15 protein-coding genes and 3 pseudogenes are annotated in these 15,903 nt (G+C 37.6%); 13 read left to right on the top strand and 5 right to left on the bottom strand.

Annotated features, from left to right (window positions below):
• Positions 1-10: 10 nt before the first annotated feature.
• The 3 genes and pseudogenes from JFV29_RS07015 to ureE all read left to right on the top strand — a co-directional run.
• On the top strand, positions 11-334 hold the full coding sequence (locus tag JFV29_RS07015) for an urease subunit beta (RefSeq protein ID WP_057219534.1): 324 nt from the start codon (positions 11-13) through the stop codon (positions 332-334).
• Positions 331-2,040 carry an urease subunit alpha gene (gene ureC / locus JFV29_RS07010; RefSeq protein ID WP_201182007.1) on the top strand — a complete coding sequence of 570 codons (1,710 nt, stop codon included), beginning with the start codon at positions 331-333 and terminating at the stop codon, positions 2,038-2,040. Before JFV29_RS07015 ends, ureC begins: the two co-directional genes overlap by 4 nt.
• A gap of 128 nt (positions 2,041-2,168) precedes the next feature.
• A pseudogene (gene ureE, locus JFV29_RS31595) lies at positions 2,169-2,282 on the top strand (urease accessory protein UreE); the annotation flags it as partial.
• 506 nt (positions 2,283-2,788) lie between these two features.
• Here ureE and vanY read toward each other — a convergent pair.
• From vanY to JFV29_RS31590, 4 genes and pseudogenes are all read right to left on the bottom strand, one after another.
• A complete protein-coding gene (gene vanY / locus JFV29_RS07000) occupies positions 2,789-3,667 on the bottom strand; it encodes a VanY-A/VanY-F/VanY-M family D-Ala-D-Ala carboxypeptidase (RefSeq protein WP_201182005.1) in 879 nt (292 codons plus the stop codon).
• A 102-nt stretch (positions 3,668-3,769) separates the two neighbouring features.
• Complete coding sequence (locus JFV29_RS06995) at positions 3,770-4,882, bottom strand: sensor histidine kinase (protein WP_201182003.1); 1,113 nt, start codon at positions 4,880-4,882, stop codon at positions 3,770-3,772.
• Positions 4,875-5,570 carry a vancomycin resistance response regulator transcription factor, VanR-F/VanR-M family gene (gene vanR, locus JFV29_RS06990; RefSeq protein ID WP_201182001.1) on the bottom strand — a complete coding sequence of 232 codons (696 nt, stop codon included), beginning with the start codon at positions 5,568-5,570 and terminating at the stop codon, positions 4,875-4,877. The genes JFV29_RS06995 and vanR overlap by 8 nt, the downstream gene beginning before the upstream one ends.
• 13 nt (positions 5,571-5,583) lie before the next feature.
• Positions 5,584-5,840, bottom strand: a pseudogene (locus JFV29_RS31590) (MerR family transcriptional regulator); the annotation flags it as partial.
• A gap of 240 nt (positions 5,841-6,080) precedes the next feature.
• Between JFV29_RS31590 and JFV29_RS06980 the strand changes: the two are divergent.
• The 3 genes and pseudogenes from JFV29_RS06980 to JFV29_RS06970 form a co-directional block, all read left to right on the top strand.
• Positions 6,081-6,575, top strand: a pseudogene (locus JFV29_RS06980) (urease accessory protein UreH domain-containing protein); the annotation flags it as partial.
• 195 nt (positions 6,576-6,770) lie between these two features.
• The gene (locus JFV29_RS06975) at positions 6,771-7,166 is read left to right on the top strand and encodes a hypothetical protein (protein WP_056527973.1); all 396 of its coding nucleotides are present in this window, start codon (positions 6,771-6,773) and stop codon (positions 7,164-7,166) included.
• 46 nt (positions 7,167-7,212) lie between these two features.
• Entirely contained in the window at positions 7,213-7,716 is a 504-nt protein-coding gene (locus JFV29_RS06970; protein WP_201181999.1) for a DUF1648 domain-containing protein, read from the top strand.
• Between the two features lie 62 nt (positions 7,717-7,778).
• Here the strand turns inward: JFV29_RS06970 and JFV29_RS06965 are convergent, their stop codons facing one another.
• On the bottom strand, positions 7,779-8,657 hold the full coding sequence (locus tag JFV29_RS06965) for a dimethylarginine dimethylaminohydrolase family protein (RefSeq protein ID WP_180319920.1): 879 nt from the start codon (positions 8,655-8,657) through the stop codon (positions 7,779-7,781).
• A gap of 400 nt (positions 8,658-9,057) precedes the next feature.
• On the opposite strand from JFV29_RS06965, the gene JFV29_RS06960 reads away from it, so the two are divergent.
• The 7 genes from JFV29_RS06960 (at position 9,058) to JFV29_RS06930 (ending at position 15,845) form a co-directional block, all read left to right on the top strand.
• Positions 9,058-9,222, top strand: a complete 165-nt coding sequence (locus tag JFV29_RS06960; RefSeq protein WP_201181997.1) for a hypothetical protein — start codon at positions 9,058-9,060, stop codon at positions 9,220-9,222.
• Positions 9,206-10,051, top strand: a complete 846-nt coding sequence (locus tag JFV29_RS06955) for a Gfo/Idh/MocA family protein (RefSeq protein ID WP_342366540.1) — start codon at positions 9,206-9,208, stop codon at positions 10,049-10,051. The genes JFV29_RS06960 and JFV29_RS06955 overlap by 17 nt, the downstream gene beginning before the upstream one ends.
• A 15-nt stretch (positions 10,052-10,066) precedes the next feature.
• Positions 10,067-11,068, top strand: a complete 1,002-nt coding sequence (gene iolG, locus JFV29_RS06950) for an inositol 2-dehydrogenase (protein WP_201181995.1) — start codon at positions 10,067-10,069, stop codon at positions 11,066-11,068.
• Between the two features lie 159 nt (positions 11,069-11,227).
• On the top strand, positions 11,228-12,736 hold the full coding sequence (locus JFV29_RS06945; protein ID WP_056527985.1) for a sugar ABC transporter ATP-binding protein: 1,509 nt from the start codon (positions 11,228-11,230) through the stop codon (positions 12,734-12,736).
• Positions 12,737-12,740: 4 nt separating this feature from the next.
• Complete coding sequence (locus JFV29_RS06940; RefSeq protein WP_056527988.1) at positions 12,741-13,739, top strand: ABC transporter permease; 999 nt, start codon at positions 12,741-12,743, stop codon at positions 13,737-13,739.
• A gap of 50 nt (positions 13,740-13,789) precedes the next feature.
• Positions 13,790-14,749: a sugar ABC transporter substrate-binding protein gene (locus JFV29_RS06935; RefSeq protein ID WP_201181992.1), complete on the top strand. Its 960-nt coding sequence runs from the start codon at positions 13,790-13,792 to the stop codon at positions 14,747-14,749.
• Between the two features lie 76 nt (positions 14,750-14,825).
• Positions 14,826-15,845: a LacI family DNA-binding transcriptional regulator gene (locus JFV29_RS06930; protein WP_056527995.1), complete on the top strand. Its 1,020-nt coding sequence runs from the start codon at positions 14,826-14,828 to the stop codon at positions 15,843-15,845.
• Positions 15,846-15,903: the final 58 nt, after the last annotated feature.

The raw sequence follows: 15,903 nt of genomic DNA, 5'->3' as shown, positions 1-15,903 counted from the left end.
GTTTTAAGCCATGATACCTGGAGAATATATTTTGAAAAAAGGACCGATTGTATGTAATGTAGGGAAGCCTTTGACAGTCATCTCCGTGACCAATAGGGGAGACCGGCCGATTCAAATTGGCTCACATTTTCACTTTTACGAAGTGAATCTTGGGTTGGAATTTTCTAGGGAAGATGCTTTTGGGAAAAGGCTAAACATTCCTGCCGGCACAGCGGTCCGTTTTGAGCCGGGAGATGCCAAAGAAATAGAACTGGTGCCATTTAGCGGCAAGAGGGAAGTTTATGGATTAAGCAATCAAACTAATGGTCCGCTCGATGGGAATTGGGAAATATGAGTCATGAAATGTCACGTAAGCAATATGCAGACATGTTTGGTCCGACAACTGGCGATTTAATTAGATTGGCAGATACAGTGCTTTTCATAGAAATAGAAAAGGATTTTACAAAATACGGAGATGAAGTGAAATTCGGCGGAGGTAAGGTGATTCGTGATGGTATGGGTCAACATCCTACTGCTTCAAGAGACGAGGTCATGGATCTCGTTTTCACCAATTCAATCATCGTCGATTATACAGGAATTTATAAAGCAGATATCGGCGTGAAGGATGGAAATATTGCAGCTATCGGCAAGGCTGGCAACCCGCTATTGATGGATGGAGTGACTATGGTGATTGGGGCTGCAACTGAAATAATTGCAGCTGAAGGAAAGATAATAACAGCCGGAGGCATTGATGCTCACATCCACTTCATTGCGCCGCAGCAAATTGAGACTGCACTATCAAGCGGAATTACCACGATGATTGGCGGCGGAACCGGACCGGCAACGGGATCGAACGCCACGACATGTACGCCAGGAGCCTGGAATATACATAAAATGCTTGAGGCAGCAGATCATTTCCCTATGAATCTTGGGTTTTTAGGGAAAGGTAATTCCTCGGCCAAAGAACCTCTAGCTGAACAAATAGAAGCTGGTGCGATTGGGCTGAAATTGCATGAAGATTGGGGAACGACGGCCGCTGCAATCGATACAAGTTTAACGGTGGCGGATGAATACGATGTTCAGGTAGCGATTCATTCTGACACGCTTAATGAAGGAGGTTTTGTTGAGGATACGATTAAAGCGATCGGGGGCCGTGTGATTCATACATATCATACTGAAGGTGCAGGTGGCGGGCATGCTCCTGATATCATCAAGGCGGCAAGCTACTCCAACATTCTTCCATCCTCGACTAATCCTACCCGGCCTTACACAATCAATACTCTAGAAGAGCATTTGGACATGCTTATGGTCTGCCATCATTTGGATCCATCCGTACCAGAAGATATCGCTTTTGCTGATTCCCGAATAAGGAAAGAGACGATAGCCGCTGAAGACATTCTGCATGACCTGGGCGTTTTTAGTATGATTAGCTCGGATTCTCAAGCAATGGGACGTGTAGGCGAAGTCATATTACGGACATGGCAGACAGCAGATAAGATGAAAAAGCAACGGGGGAAAATGAAAGAAGAAACAGGGGAAGGAGACAATTTACGCGTGAAGCGTTATGTCGCCAAGTATACGATAAACCCTGCCATTACCCATGGAATCTCTGATGTGGTTGGTTCGGTAGAAGAAGGGAAATTCGCCGACTTGGTGCTCTGGGATCCAGCCTTTTTTGGAGTGAAACCAGATATGGTATTAAAAGGCGGCATGATTGCCCACAGTATTATGGGTGACCCCAATGCCTCGATTCCAACGCCTCAACCTGTGTTATACCGTCCGATGTTTGCGAGTTATGGCCAGGCTGTAGCGAGTACGTCCATTACGTTCCTATCAAAGGCGTCCTATGAAGCAGGAATTCACAAAGACCTGGGTTTGAAAAAAATAATGAAGACTGTCTCGAATATTCGTAATCTTACAAAAAAAGATATGAAGTTAAATGGGGAAACCCCCGTCATAGAGGTTGATCCGCAAACGTATGAAGTGACGGTGGACGGTGATTTAATTACGTGTGAGCCCGCAGAAGTCCTGCCGATGGCACAACGATACTTTTTATTCTGAGATGATACCATGATTCTGGAAAAGGTATTAGGAAATATAGAGTTTTTTGAAAAAAACACGAAACATATGAAAAGGGTTTAGAAAGTGATGCATTAAGAAAACAAATTCTATGAGCGAAAACGGATCATGGGAAAGAAATTGGGATTCGTCTTAAGGAATACAAAGAATTAATGGATGGAGACATCCTTTATGTGGATGAAAAGAATATGATTGTGTTTCAGACGATTGATGACGATATTTAGGCGATAGTGCCTATATCAATTGGCCAGATGGGTGGAAAAGGACATTGTTTATTTAAGAGAGGTTCAGTTATGCTTATATAGAAGCCCTTGTCAGTTTTTGAGCTATCACTGAAGCTTTGAAATAAAGTTTGATCAAAGATACCTCGTAAACCAGTATTTTACGATAAATAAAAAGAATCCATCTTGAAAAAAGATTGATCAAAATGGATTCTTCTCCAGCAAATTTAAGTTTGATTTTTATAAAAAAGTTTGATCATTTTCTACCTATGTTGTTCAACAATTGCACCCTTTAATGGAATAACATAGATGGAATTTTATAAACAACACAGGATAATAATCACTTTGTTCAAAAATTACTTTCTTGAAGTTTAAATATGTGTCGGCAATAGGATTAGAGAAATGAGCAACCAAATAATCATATCTTTCTAAATCAAGAAGTAATGATTTATTGAAATGATAGTATTAGGTCATCAGAATTTTTTTAGTTCCTTTTTTTTATCCATTTATCATTCGTACACGGTCACAATTACTCCATCCATATTGTTGCCTGAAATCTCATAATAGAGATTCTTTGGTACTTTAATTGGACTGCTATGAGAAATGGAGTAATAAGAAACAGTATATTTTTTCGCATTAACACTAGCAGAAATGTTCTTTTCTTCTTTTAGATAATCCAAATATTCTTCCAAAGCTAAATTCTTATCCTTCATAATCGCGCTGTGAGGCAAGCCAACATAGCGGATATGCCACGGTTCATATTGAATTCCTGTGACATCAGTTTTATCCTTTGGATAGCGTAAAATAAAGCCGTATTTCCAAGCATTTTCTTCTATCCACTTTCCTTCTGGTGCTTCACTCATCTTCATTTGAGTAGATCCTACATCAAGCGATAAACCCAAATTGTGTTCGCTATAGCCTGCTGGCAAGGAATAGTCAGAGCCCATTTCTTGGTAAAGTACACTTTGCTCATCAAATTCTCGAAAGCCACTACTAATTGAAAAATGACGAACTCCTTCTTTTTCAGCAGCAGTTGTCATCTCTGAAAATTTACGTGCGACATCCTCTGACAATCTAATATCACTATCAAGTAACTCGTATCCCTTTTTCAATTCTTTATGCGTAAATAAATTTACGACATCTGATTTTATACTCTCTTGGTGAACAGGATAATCCTTGTTGACCAAGAGTAGATTTCCTTGATAGATCTGTTCTTTTGCAATCTCCTTGTTTTGGATACGTTCAGAACTTCCTAGATAATTTATATTATCTTGATGATTTTGAACAATTTTTTGAAACTCTACTTTATCTTGAAACAACGGTGTTATATTAGCGATAGCAAATCCCAAACACAATATTAAAAACAATAAAAATCCCCACTTCTTCATTTTCAGTTTCCTCCTTGATCTTACTTGCTTATATAATAGGAGAAACTATTAAAAAAAGAGTAGGGTAAATATTAAATTTTTCTTAAATCATTTACTTGGGTATTAAATTTGATTATTTGGTACACTGTCCTGTGGTAAACGAACCTCAAATATCGTACGTATTAAACTACTTTCTGCAGTAATCGTTCCATTATGTTGCTCCACAATATTCTTCGCAATGAACAATCCAAGACCTGTGCTATCTTCTTGTTGAGTTCGTGCTTTGTCACCGGTATAAAACATATCAAAAAGATGCGGTAGCTCATTCGGTGGAATACTATTTCCATAATTCACAATCTGAACAACCACTTCTCCTGAATCAATAAAGCCGTTAATATCTACAAACTGGCCATCGTATCCATAACGATTGGCATTGGTCAGAAGATTTTCAAACACACGTGCTAACAACTCTCCGTCACCAATAATAGGTAAATAGGGAGTACTATTCATTCGAGCTATCAAATCATTTTTCTCGAAGATAGGATACAATTCTTCCTTTAATTGAATCAGTAGGTCACTTAAATTAATTTGCTTTTTTTCAACTGGCAGCATGCCATAGTTCATTCTAGTTATTTCGAATAATTCATCAATAAGTCTTTCTAAACGCTGAGATTTAGTAAAGGCAATTGTTAAAAAATGTCTGACTTGTTCTTTAGTCAGATTCTCATCCTTAAGGATTAAATCAATGTAACCTAAAACAGAGGTGAGCGGAGTACGCAAATCATGAGCTAAATTTACTACTAACTGATCTTTACTGCTTTCCGAAAAATCTCCTCTTTCTATGGCTTGTTCCAATTTTTCACTTGCCAGATTAATATCTTGCGCAATATTTCTAAATTCATCATTTGATATGATTTGAACTCGATGTTTAAAGTCACCACGAGCGAGATAATGAATTCCTTCTGAAATCTCTTTGAAATAGGTAGAGTAGGGCTTAGTAAGGACAAAGAAAAAAAAGATTGAAAGTGGGATAAATAGTAGTAAAAAGAAATTAATGTCTCCAATATTGTTTATAAATAAGCGAAAACGAGCCAATGGATCCTCATAACGAACCATCGTGTGATAATAAAATTGAAGTCCTTTAAAGATTAGATAAGTTATGATGCCAGAAAAAAACATACTTAATCCGAATAACACTATCATTTTTGAGCGAAAACTTCTAATGATTTTAACCATTGAATGTATACCCGACACCCCATACAGTTTTAATCCATTTATTTTTCCGTTTATCTTCTTTAAGTTTTTTCCGTAAAGTACGAATATGGACCATAACGGTATTACCACCCTCAAAATAGGCTTCGCCCCACACCTGCTGAAAAATATTTTCCACACTATAAACTTTCTTTGGATGACTGGCTAGTAAATACAAAATCTCAAACTCTTTAGGCGTCAGCTCAATGGTCTCATCATATAGAATAACTGTGCGTTGATCAGGAGAAATAACTAATCCACCAATTTCCAAGATCAATTTATTATCTGTTTTGGGTTGATTCAATTTCATAAAGCGCCGCAATTGAGCATTTACACGAGCAACCAATTCAATGGGGGTGAATGGTTTAGTCATATAGTCATCTGCTCCAATCACTAGTCCATGTACCTTATCGAAATCAGAAGTTTTGGCACTCAAGAAAATGATAGGTAAATTATGTTGTCCTCGAATGTGATGGGTTACTTCGTATCCATCCATTTTTGGCATCATAATATCTAAAATTAGCAAATCAATCGATTGAGTCTGGATAGCATGAATGGCTTCTAGTCCATCAGATACTTTAATGACATGGTATCCTTCTTTTTCTAAATGGATGGCAATCAGATCAGCAATCTCCTCCTCATCTTCAGCTATTAAAATCGAAATACGTTTCATCTACTCCACTCCTAATTTCTAATTTCTGGGAGATGGTATCATCGCCACTCATTGACCAATCAATAAATTGTTTAACTTTTTTAATTGGCATCCCAGTATTCTTTAAGCATAAGATCATTTCTAAATATTTCAGTGCTTCTTCGTCAAAAACTCAATCTCCCTTCTCAGTTCTTTTGAGAAAGGGTAACAGTCCTCGATTATCATAGTACCGTAATTGAGAAACATTGTTAGATGATTCATTTTTGCGACTTGTCCAATTTTATAGTTCATATGATTTTTTATCTTTTTACCAAGGATACAACCTAAACCTAAGTTGAGGTCAAGGATTTTTAAGATTTTTTTTTGAAACATAATTATCCAATTCAAAATATCTTCGTTTTTTCCCATCTTTAAGTCATTTCCTATTTAGATATCAACGTTTTTATCGTACCATTTTCAAGATAATTTATGCCACCAAAGAAAAGTTAAGTAATTAGTTTAAATTAATGATGTATTAATAACAAAGACTTTCTCGGTCATACACTTACGCTATTGGTGTTTGGTGTCATCCTGATCCTTTTGAAAAATGAAATCTCGGAAGCCTGGGCAATGTCATTAGAATTTCTTGTAGGAATCATGTTGGTATATCTAGGTATAACGACGATTTTTTCTTGGGAGAAAATGCATCAACATGATCATTCAGGCAGAGCTACCTATTTGAAATCGATGTTTGTTGGGATTGTCCACGGACTTGCCGGAAGTGCAGCCATGGTTCTTCTTACGATGAGTACAATAGATTCAGTATGGCAGGGTGCCATTTACATTATTATATTTGGAGTTGGTACATGTGTGGGCATGCTTCTATTTACAACGATTTTAAGCATCCCCTTTGACACAAGTACTTCTTCTATAAAAGTGAACCACTCACTCATTCAGTTGACAGGTGTGGTCAGCGTGGTATTCGGGATCTATTATATGTACAACCTGGGCGTAAATGATGAGTTATTTACGGTTTGGTTTGGGTGAACAACGTCTATTATTTACATGGGATATTAGAGTCAGAAACTCTCTAGGTAAAAGCTTGGGAGTTCTTTGCTTTAAGAAAAGATGGTTCTGCACTCTTTTGTCGTCATTAAATACACATTCCTATTACGCTTCTGGTAGACTAGTATAATGAAAATATTGGCTATTAGTCTATTCATGTAAGGGGGATGACAATTAATGAAATGGAGACTATTTTTACTTGCACTTTTCATAGTATCTTTAGCGTTAACTGTAGGATGTTCAAATAAACAAGAACATATTTCGATTCAAAAGCGTGAGGGTAAAATCTACAAATTTGAAGCTTATAAAGAAAGTATAGAAATTGAAAAGACTATAAAAACAAAAGAAATATTAAAAAATATTAACTGGGAAAATTCCAAAATGGAGAAAGATCGTCCTAAAGCGGATTATATCTTTTATTTTAATGATGAAAAGAATGAGGATAAAATAGTCGTTTACTATGTTTGGGTTATTTCTGGTGAAAATATATTGAAATTGACGAAAGGTAAACATAGCAAGTATGTACAATTAAATAAAGCGGATTCTGAAATTGTATTAAACTTGATACAATAAAAGAACAGATGGAATAAGATCTTTTTTGGTAAGATTAGGGGGAAGTATGAAAAATAATCAACCGGTATTAAAGATACCAAAAACGATTTATGAAAAACTAATTGATATTTTTTCACTTATTATAATAGTGCTCAACCTGATTTATTTGATTAATGAGTGGAGTACTTTACCTGATCAGGTTCCGATTCATTTTAATGCTAAAGGAGAAGCAGATGGTTGGGGAGGGAGAGTTGTAATTTGGTTTCTTCCGATCGTAAGTATTTTTTTATGGTCAATATTGACGACTTTAGAGAGAGTGCCGTATATCTTTAATTTCTCGGTAAAAGTAACGGGACAAAATGCGGAGCGTCTATACAAAAATGCTCAGGTGATGAGTGTGATTTTGAAGGCGGAAATTATTGTTTTTTTACTTTATACCAGCTGGAAATCTGTTCAAGTTTCTGTAGGTAGGGAAGTTGGGCTTGGTATTTTAGAATTGCCTATTTTCCTAGTTGTCCTTCTGGGCACGATCGCTTTCTTTAGGGTGCGCTCATTTCTGAAAGTAAAATAAACCGAACTTCATTATAGCAAGTTCGGTTTAAATCTATCTTGATTATGAGCAGTTTTCTTTCTCTAAGCAAGTTCAGTTTTCTTATTCGTTGTTCGCAACAGAGGCATGGTGCAGCAACGGAAAGAGCCTCCGGACTTGATGATCTCGCTTATATCGACTTCAATGACGCTATATCCGCGTTCACGAAGCTTGTGATTTACTTTTTTATTGCATGGAAGACTAAACACTTTTCTTTTTCCAATAGAGAGCACGTTTGTTCCTAATGTGAATTGCTCCTCTTTAGTCACTTCAATTATGTCATAACGTGATTCTAATAAGGCTAACTCTTTTTTTGTAAGGGCTTCTGGGAAGATAAGGGCCTCCGTTGGTGAGATAACATTGAATACACAGTCCAAGTGAAGGAATTTTTCAATGAAAGGAATTGGGATGATATCGTATTCTGATAATAAGGTTTGAAGATTCTTGATTGATTTTTTATCTGTTCTATCACTGACCCCGATATAAATGGTCTTTCCATCAATTATGACATCCCCGCCCTCTATTCTATTCCTACATAAGTTGAAGAATGGGACATCATTTTTTTCGAGCCAGGTTTTCAAAATAAGTTCTTCACCTTGCCGGATATCTGTAGCCATCTCGGCGACGTACACGGTATTGCCAAGAGTGAATCCAATATCTCTCGTAAAGACTTGTTCTGGATATGCAGATTGGGGTGGTAGATTTATGACTTCAATTCCTTCATGTTCAAGCGACTTTACAAAATTGGTATGCTGCTCCATAGCAAGTACACGATCAATGTTCTCATCTTTAAACTCTTTTTGTGTTTCGTTGATGATCTCACGAATCTCCATATATTTTGGTTCACATACAATTACCCGTAATAGCTTTGAATATTCGCTCGCGCAGTAAGCCTCTAGTTCTTCGTTTATCTTGTTTACCATAGATGAGCTCCCTCTAAATATCATTGTATCTTTACTATTACCTCTTTTTTCTGGAAAGAAACATAAAAAAAAGTCATTTTTTAATATAGTCTTTTGTATTAATCATTGTTGATTTTTACTTGGAAGCTTTCTTCATACAGACAAATCTTAAAAATATACATAAAGCAGTTACTTTTGTTAAAAGTTTTACAATCTATTTTTAAAGTCCGTTTGTATGTAATTTGAAAATTAATAATTCTGAAAAATAAAATTTTACATTTTTGTAAATGTAATTGAATAATAAAAAATAGTGAGTTACAATAGCAAAAAGGAAAGCGCTTTCCCTAAATTTTCTTAATATTAAATATCTTTAAGGTTCGTTGCAAACCAAACATTAAAATTAATAGAAGGAGTGTGAGTAATGGGAAATATCCGTTGGGGAATTATTAGTGCTGCCAATATAGCATATGATGAATTTTTACCGGCATTAATCCGTTCAGACCGTTTTAGCATTAGTAGCTGTAGCATCGAAAAGCTTAGAAAAGGCCAAACGATTCAATTCCCCGCACATATATGGAAAGTATGAACAACTAATTGAAGATTCATCGATTGACGCAATCTATATCCCTTTGCCAAACTCTCTTCATGCAAAATGGGCGGTGAGGGCAATGCAAAAGGGAAAACATGTTCTTCTTGAAAAACCAGCAGCGTTAACAGAAGCCGATATGTACGATGTGAAAACAGCAGCCCAAGAAAATAATGTAGTTTTTATGGAAGCTTTCATGTACCAATTTCATTGTCAGCACAAACGAGTGAGGGAATTACTGGAATCGGGTATTATCGGGAATTATCTCCATGTTAAAGCTCATTTTTCCTGGATGCTTGAAGACTCAGGTGATATTCGTTTGAAACCTGAACTAGGAGGAGGTGCTATGCGAGATGTCGGATGTTACGGCTTGCATGCGGTGACACAAATTGTTGGCTTTAAACCTGTCCAAATCTCAATGAGCGGTAAAATGGATCAAGACAACGGAGTGGATATAACATCGACTTGCGTATTGATTGATGATCAGAAACGAACTGCTGAAGTAACAGCTTCATTGGAACTCTCGTTTATTAATCGTTATGAAATCTTTGGTCCAAGGGGGTCCATTACTGTTGATTGCGCTTTTCGTCCTGACGTATCGGATGATAAACACGGCAAAATAACTGTTAAAGATGACAATGGCAGCGTGATTCTTTTTGAGAAGTTTAAAGACGATCAATATTTAAACCAGATTGAACATTTTCATGATTGTATTCTAGAAGGGGGAAATCCTGACTACAACGTGGATCATTCGCTTAAGATGGCCCGTTATCTTGAAATAAGTTATCAATCATTGCACAGTAAGTCTGTGGTGACGAATGTTAACTAAAAAGGAGAAAATAATATGACAAAAAAAATTCGAGCAGCTGTACTTGGACTTGGAAGACTTGGATATTGGCATGCAGTAAATGTCGCTACAAGAATTAGAAATGCAGAACTTACGGCAATATGTGATGTGAACATGGAGACAGCCAAGCGTGTTGCAACAGAGTTAGAAGTGCCATTTTTCACTACCAATCCGGATGATATTCTTCAAGACGATACAATCGAAGTAATGATTATTGCCTCTCCAACCAGCACACATTTTGATTTATTGAAAAAAGCGTCTGAATCAGGTAAAGCTATTTTTGTTGAAAAACCACTTACGATAGATTTAAGTGAAGCAAATGATATTAAGAGAATAATAGAAAATAACAATACCATATGCCAGGTTGGTTTTATGCGTAGATTCGATCCGGCTTACGTTGAGGCGAAAAAGCGAATTAATGCTGGTGATATTGGCGATCCGATATACTTCCGTGGTATTTCCCGTGATCCTCATGCACCCCATGAAGCGTTTATCCAGAATAGCGGTGGTATGTTTGTCGATGTTTCCATCCATGATTTTGATATTGCTCGTTATTTGATGAAATCCGAAGTGACTTCAGTTCATGCTCATGGACGAATCTTGAAATACCCGTTCATGGAAAAATACGGAGATGTTGATCAATCTCTTACGTATTTAGAGTTTTCATCTGGGGCTGCAGGAGATGCAGAGGCAAGTCGTAATGCCCATTATGGCTACGATATTCGTGCAGAGGTCATTGGGACAGAAGGCTCGATCTTTATAGGGAATCTTCGAAATCATGATATTCAGATTTTAACGAAAGCGGGTAACCTGCATGATATATTACCGGATTTTCCAACTCGTTTTACGGATGCCTACAATTTGGAGCTTTCAAGCTTTTTCCAGGTAGTGGCTGAAAAAAGAACACCAAGTGTCACAGTAGACGATGGCGTAAAGGCACTCGAAATCGCTTTTGCTGCACGGGAATCTTATCAAAATGGAAAAAAAGTCGAACTTTAGTATATAGAAGGATAAAGAATTCATTTTGTTCACGAGTTTTAATCTGAAAATACTAAATATTCAAAAAATGTATTGAAAAATAAATATAATAAAATTATACTTTAGTTAGGAAAGCGCTTTCTTTAAAAGAAAAGGTAAATGACGAAAAGAGGTTTGCACATGGTTAATCATTCAGGATATCTCCTCGAAATGAAAGGGATTAAAAAAAGTTTTGGTCAAAACCATGTTTTAAAAGGAATTGATTTAGATGTAATGGCAGGTGAAGTTCATGTATTACTAGGGGAAAATGGTGCAGGTAAGTCCACACTTATTAAAATTTTAACAGGAGCATATGAAAAGGATTCCGGAGAAATTTTTTGGGAAGGTAATTCTGTCCAACTTGATACACCCCTTGATGCTATGAATCTAGGAATTGCTACGATCTATCAAGAATTGAATGTCATTCCTGAATTAAAGGTATATGAAAATATATTCCTTGGAAGGGAATTGAAACGTGGCGGAAAATTTTCATTACTTAATCAAAATGAAATGCGTAAGGAAGCAAAACGCTGTTTGGAGATGCTTGGCCAGAGCCCTGAACTTGCAGATAAGCAATTGGGGGAGCTGGGAATCGGTCAGCAACAACTTGTGGAGATTGCGAAAGCGCTTACTCTCGATGTTAAATTAATCATTATGGATGAGCCGACTTCCAGTCTTAGTGGAACAGAAGTGGAGCAGTTATATCGATGTGTAGAACAACTTACGCAAAAGGGCATTGCGATTGTATTCATTTCCCATCGGTTAGATGAAATCAGAGAAATGGGCGATAGGCTTACCATCCTTCGCGACGGATTTAAAATAGAAACGCTACCGGTCAAGACAACAGAAACTGATTATTGGATTGAGTTGATGGTTGGACGGGCGCTGGATGAGAAATATCCTAAGCAATCATTTACGCTTGGCGGTGAAGGGTTCAAGGTTGAAAACATGGAAGTGGCCGGGTCAAAAGAACCAGTAAGCTTTTCAATCCGACACGGTGAGATAGTCGGCATCTCCGGACTAGTTGGGGCTGGACGTACAGAATTAGCAAGAGCTATTTTCAGTGCAGATGACCGGGGGAATGGAAAGGTCTTCATAAATGGAAAGGAAGTTCGAATCAAATCACCTAGGGATGCAATTGATGCGGGCATTGCTTTTATAACGGAGGATAGGAAAAGTGAAGGTCTCTTACTGGATCAGCCGCTCGATTTTAATATTGCCATGGCTAATATGAATAAATTTACGAATAAATTAAGACTCGTTGATTTAAAAGGTCTACGTGAAGAAGCAATAAATTATATAAAGGAATTGAAAGTTCGCCCAAATAACATTGATCTTCATGCTAGAAATCTAAGTGGGGGAAATCAGCAAAAAGTCGTTATTGCCAAATGGTTATGCACAAAAGCAAAGGTTTATATCTTTGATGAACCTACAAGAGGGATTGATGTTGGTGCAAAAGTTGAAGTCTATCGCTTAATGAATCAGTTAGTTGAAAGCGGTGCCATTGTGCTGATGATATCTTCTGATCTTCCTGAAATTCTTGGTATATGTGATCGGGTCTTAGTGATGAGTGAAGGGAAAATAACCGCTGACCTAGAAATTGGAGAAGCCTCTCAAGAGCGAATAATGAAGGCGGCAACAGGAGGATGAAATTATGAATGAAGCAGTCATACAAAAACCAGAGAATGATTCACCAAAACAGAGTAGAACCATTAAGACTTACGTAAGTAAATTTGGGCCATTAATCGGTCTTATCCTTTTAACGACAGTCCTGACATTTCTATCGGACAAGTTTATGACATTGAACAATATCATGAATATTGCTCGTCAGTCTTCAATTAACGCCATACTTGCAATAGGCATGCTTCTTCCGATTTTAACAGCCGGTATTGATTTATCTGTTGGTTCCATTCTTGCAGTCTCTATCATGGTTATGGGAATTGTTTCAGTCACGATGGGATTAAGTCCAATCTTGGGTCTTCTTGCCTGTCTGTTCGTAGGCGCTGGATTCGGTTTAATTAATGGATTGCTATTAACGAAATTACGTTTGCCCCACCCGTTTATTTCTACACTTGGTACGATGAATATTGCACGTGGAATTGCACTAATCATTACGGCAGCGGCTCCAATTGCTGGTTTTCCATATTTAATTCAATTTTTAGGACGGGAATTTGTAGGTCCCATACCTGTTAGCTTCCTTCTAGTAATCGCTGTATATATCATCTTTCATATTTTCTTGACAAGGACACAGACAGGGCGATATATATACGCAATCGGTGGTAACAAAGAAGCCGCTCGTCTCTCGGGTATCAATGTTGATCGTGTATTGATCATAGTATACACAATTAGTGGTTTAATGGCAGGTCTTGCAGGACTTGTAATGGTTGGACGAGTAAATTCCGCATTCCCTCTTGCAGGTCAATCATATGAACTTGATGCAATAGCGGCAGTCATTATTGGTGGCGCTAGCTTCATGGGAGGTGTCGGTACTGTCTGGGGTACATTAATTGGGGCAATGATCATTGCTGTGCTCAGAAATGGTTTAAACCTTCTGAACGTGCCTGCTGATTTCCAAATGGCAGTAATCGGTTTTGTAATTATCGCAGCCGTTTTTGTTGACGTACTCCGTCAACGCAAAAGTAAAAAAAGATAATCAATCATAAATTCATTTCAAGTATATCACTATAATTTGGAGGTAGAAGAATGAATAGGAAACTAAAATGGTTTGGAGCGGCATTAATGGTAACGTGTATGGCATTAGTGACTGGTTGCGGCGACGCAGATAAAAAAGCGAGCGGCGGTGAAGATGAAAGTGTAGCAGTCGTTTTAAAAACTTTATCAAGTCCTTACTGGAAATATGTAGAGGCGGGAGCAAAAGCTGCTGGTAAGGACCTTGGGGTAACTGTAACAGTGGTGGGTCCATCTGCAGAGTCGGAAGTGATCCAGCAAGTTAATATGCTTGAAGATCAAATAAATCAGTCACCTGGCGCAATCGTAGTCGCTCCTTCACAACCTGAAACGGTTGTACCGGTGTTAGAAACCGCAGCTCAGAATGTACCTGTATTACTTATAGATTCAGATGCTGATTTTGAAGGAAAAACAACCTTTATCGGAACAGAAAACCGGACTGCAGGTTTGGAAGGTGGGAAATTGTTGGCTTCTATGCTTCAGAAAGGAGATAAAGTGGTTTTAATTTCAGGAGCACTCGGCAATCCGGCTACTGATGCGAGGATTAAAGGGGCGAAAGAAGCGCTTGAAGAAGCGGGTCTGGAAGTTGTTGCAGAACAACCTGGAGATAGTGATAAAACAAAAGCGATGTCAGTAATGGAAAATATTTTGCAAAAAAATGGAGATGTTAAAGGTGTTTTCGCAGCAAATGATGATATGGCATTAGGTGTATTGCGTGCTGTTGAAGCAAAAGCACTGGATATTAAAGTTATTGGTACTGATGGAACGGAAGAAGCAGTTGAATCCATTTTGGAAGGCAAGCTGGCTGGCACCATAGCCCAGAGCCCATATAACATGGGGTATCAAGGTGTTGAAAATGCCTTGAAAGCAATAAATGGGGACAAGATTGATGAGCGATTAGATAGCGGGATTGACATCATAACAGTAAAAAATGCAGAAGAAAAATTAGACTTCTTAAAAAGTATTTCAAAATAAGGAAATCTATAGTACCCGCAAAATTCCTTCATGCTAAAATAAAGTAAAGGATATTTTGGAGGAGTTTTGAAAACATATGAAGCAGCCTACAATTTATGATGTAGCAGAAAAGGCAGGCGTCTCAATTGCCACGGTATCAAAGGTGATAAATAAAACAGGACGAATTAGCGATAAAACGAGAAATAGAGTAACGGAAATCATGCAAGAACTTGAATATCAGCCAAGCACTGTTGCAGCTGCGTTGACAGGGAAGAAGACATTCACAATAGGAGTGCTTGTTCCTGATATTTCAAACCCTTTTTTTGCTGAGGTTGCGAGAGCCCTGGAAAATAATGCTCGTGAAATTGGCTATGCCATTATTTTATGCAGCACAGATTATCAACGGGAAAGGGAACACGACTATTTAGAGCTCCTTATAAAAAAACAGGTGGATGGAATTATCATCGCAACTGAACCGAATGATCGGGAGGTTTTTAAGAAGCTTCAAAGCAGGAATTTCCCACTCTTGATGTTCTCAGTCGATCACCCCTCTTTTGTTACAACTAATGTTGTTACGACAGATGATATACGGGGTGGATATCTTGCAGGGCGTTATTTGTTGGATAAAGGACATAGGCATATTGCAGTGATTGCCGAATTAAACCGTGCAAGTGGAAACCTTCGATTAGAGGGCTTTAAACAATCACTGATTGATGAGGGGATTAAGTTGAATGAAGAACAAGTGATTCATTCTAAATCAAAAATTGAAGACGCAAGAATAGCTGCCAAGGAAATTTTAAAATTAGAGAATAGGCCCACTGCGGTATTTGCGTCAACCGATTTAATTGCTGCCATTTTTATGAATGAAGCACGAAAGGAAAATGTAGCTATTCCTAATGAAATATCGGTGATTGGTTTTGATAACACCATACATGCAGAAATAGCATACCCAGGCTTAACGACAATCGCTCAACCTATAGATGAATTGGCAAGTTATGCCATTAATCAACTGTTGCTGTCAATTGAAAAGCCGAATAAATCTGGGCATAGGATCATGCTTGCACCAGTACTTATAGAACGTAATTCAGTAAGAGACTTAAAAGAAATAAAAAGTTAAGCTTAATGAGTCAACCGGTTACAACCCGGTGTTTTATTTATTAGGTTAAGCGCTTAAT

It is taken from the genome of Peribacillus sp. TH16 (assembly GCF_016651095.1).
In the GTDB taxonomy this organism is placed as follows: domain Bacteria; phylum Bacillota; class Bacilli; order Bacillales; family DSM-1321; genus Peribacillus; species Peribacillus butanolivorans.
The sequence above is the reverse complement of the archived record's forward strand: the minus strand, read 5'-3'. Positions and strand labels throughout refer to the sequence as shown.

Bases quoted from the DNA above. Each gene is read 5' to 3' on its own strand.
- JFV29_RS07015 (WP_057219534.1), top strand. From the start codon at position 11: ATGATACCTGGAGAATATATTTTGAAAAAAGGACCGATTGTATGTAAT.
- ureC (WP_201182007.1), top strand. From the start codon at position 331: ATGAGTCATGAAATGTCACGTAAGCAATATGCAGACATGTTTGGTCCG.
- vanY (WP_201182005.1), bottom strand. From the start codon at position 3,667: ATGAAGAAGTGGGGATTTTTATTGTTTTTAATATTGTGTTTGGGATTT.
- JFV29_RS06995 (WP_201182003.1), bottom strand. From the start codon at position 4,882: ATGGTTAAAATCATTAGAAGTTTTCGCTCAAAAATGATAGTGTTATTC.
- vanR (WP_201182001.1), bottom strand. From the start codon at position 5,570: ATGAAACGTATTTCGATTTTAATAGCTGAAGATGAGGAGGAGATTGCT.
- JFV29_RS06975 (WP_056527973.1), top strand. From the start codon at position 6,771: ATGAAATGGAGACTATTTTTACTTGCACTTTTCATAGTATCTTTAGCG.
- JFV29_RS06970 (WP_201181999.1), top strand. From the start codon at position 7,213: ATGAAAAATAATCAACCGGTATTAAAGATACCAAAAACGATTTATGAA.
- JFV29_RS06965 (WP_180319920.1), bottom strand. From the start codon at position 8,657: ATGGTAAACAAGATAAACGAAGAACTAGAGGCTTACTGCGCGAGCGAA.
- JFV29_RS06960 (WP_201181997.1), top strand. From the start codon at position 9,058: ATGGGAAATATCCGTTGGGGAATTATTAGTGCTGCCAATATAGCATAT.
- iolG (WP_201181995.1), top strand. From the start codon at position 10,067: ATGACAAAAAAAATTCGAGCAGCTGTACTTGGACTTGGAAGACTTGGA.
- JFV29_RS06945 (WP_056527985.1), top strand. From the start codon at position 11,228: ATGGTTAATCATTCAGGATATCTCCTCGAAATGAAAGGGATTAAAAAA.
- JFV29_RS06940 (WP_056527988.1), top strand. From the start codon at position 12,741: ATGAATGAAGCAGTCATACAAAAACCAGAGAATGATTCACCAAAACAG.
- JFV29_RS06935 (WP_201181992.1), top strand. From the start codon at position 13,790: ATGAATAGGAAACTAAAATGGTTTGGAGCGGCATTAATGGTAACGTGT.
- JFV29_RS06930 (WP_056527995.1), top strand. From the start codon at position 14,826: ATGAAGCAGCCTACAATTTATGATGTAGCAGAAAAGGCAGGCGTCTCA.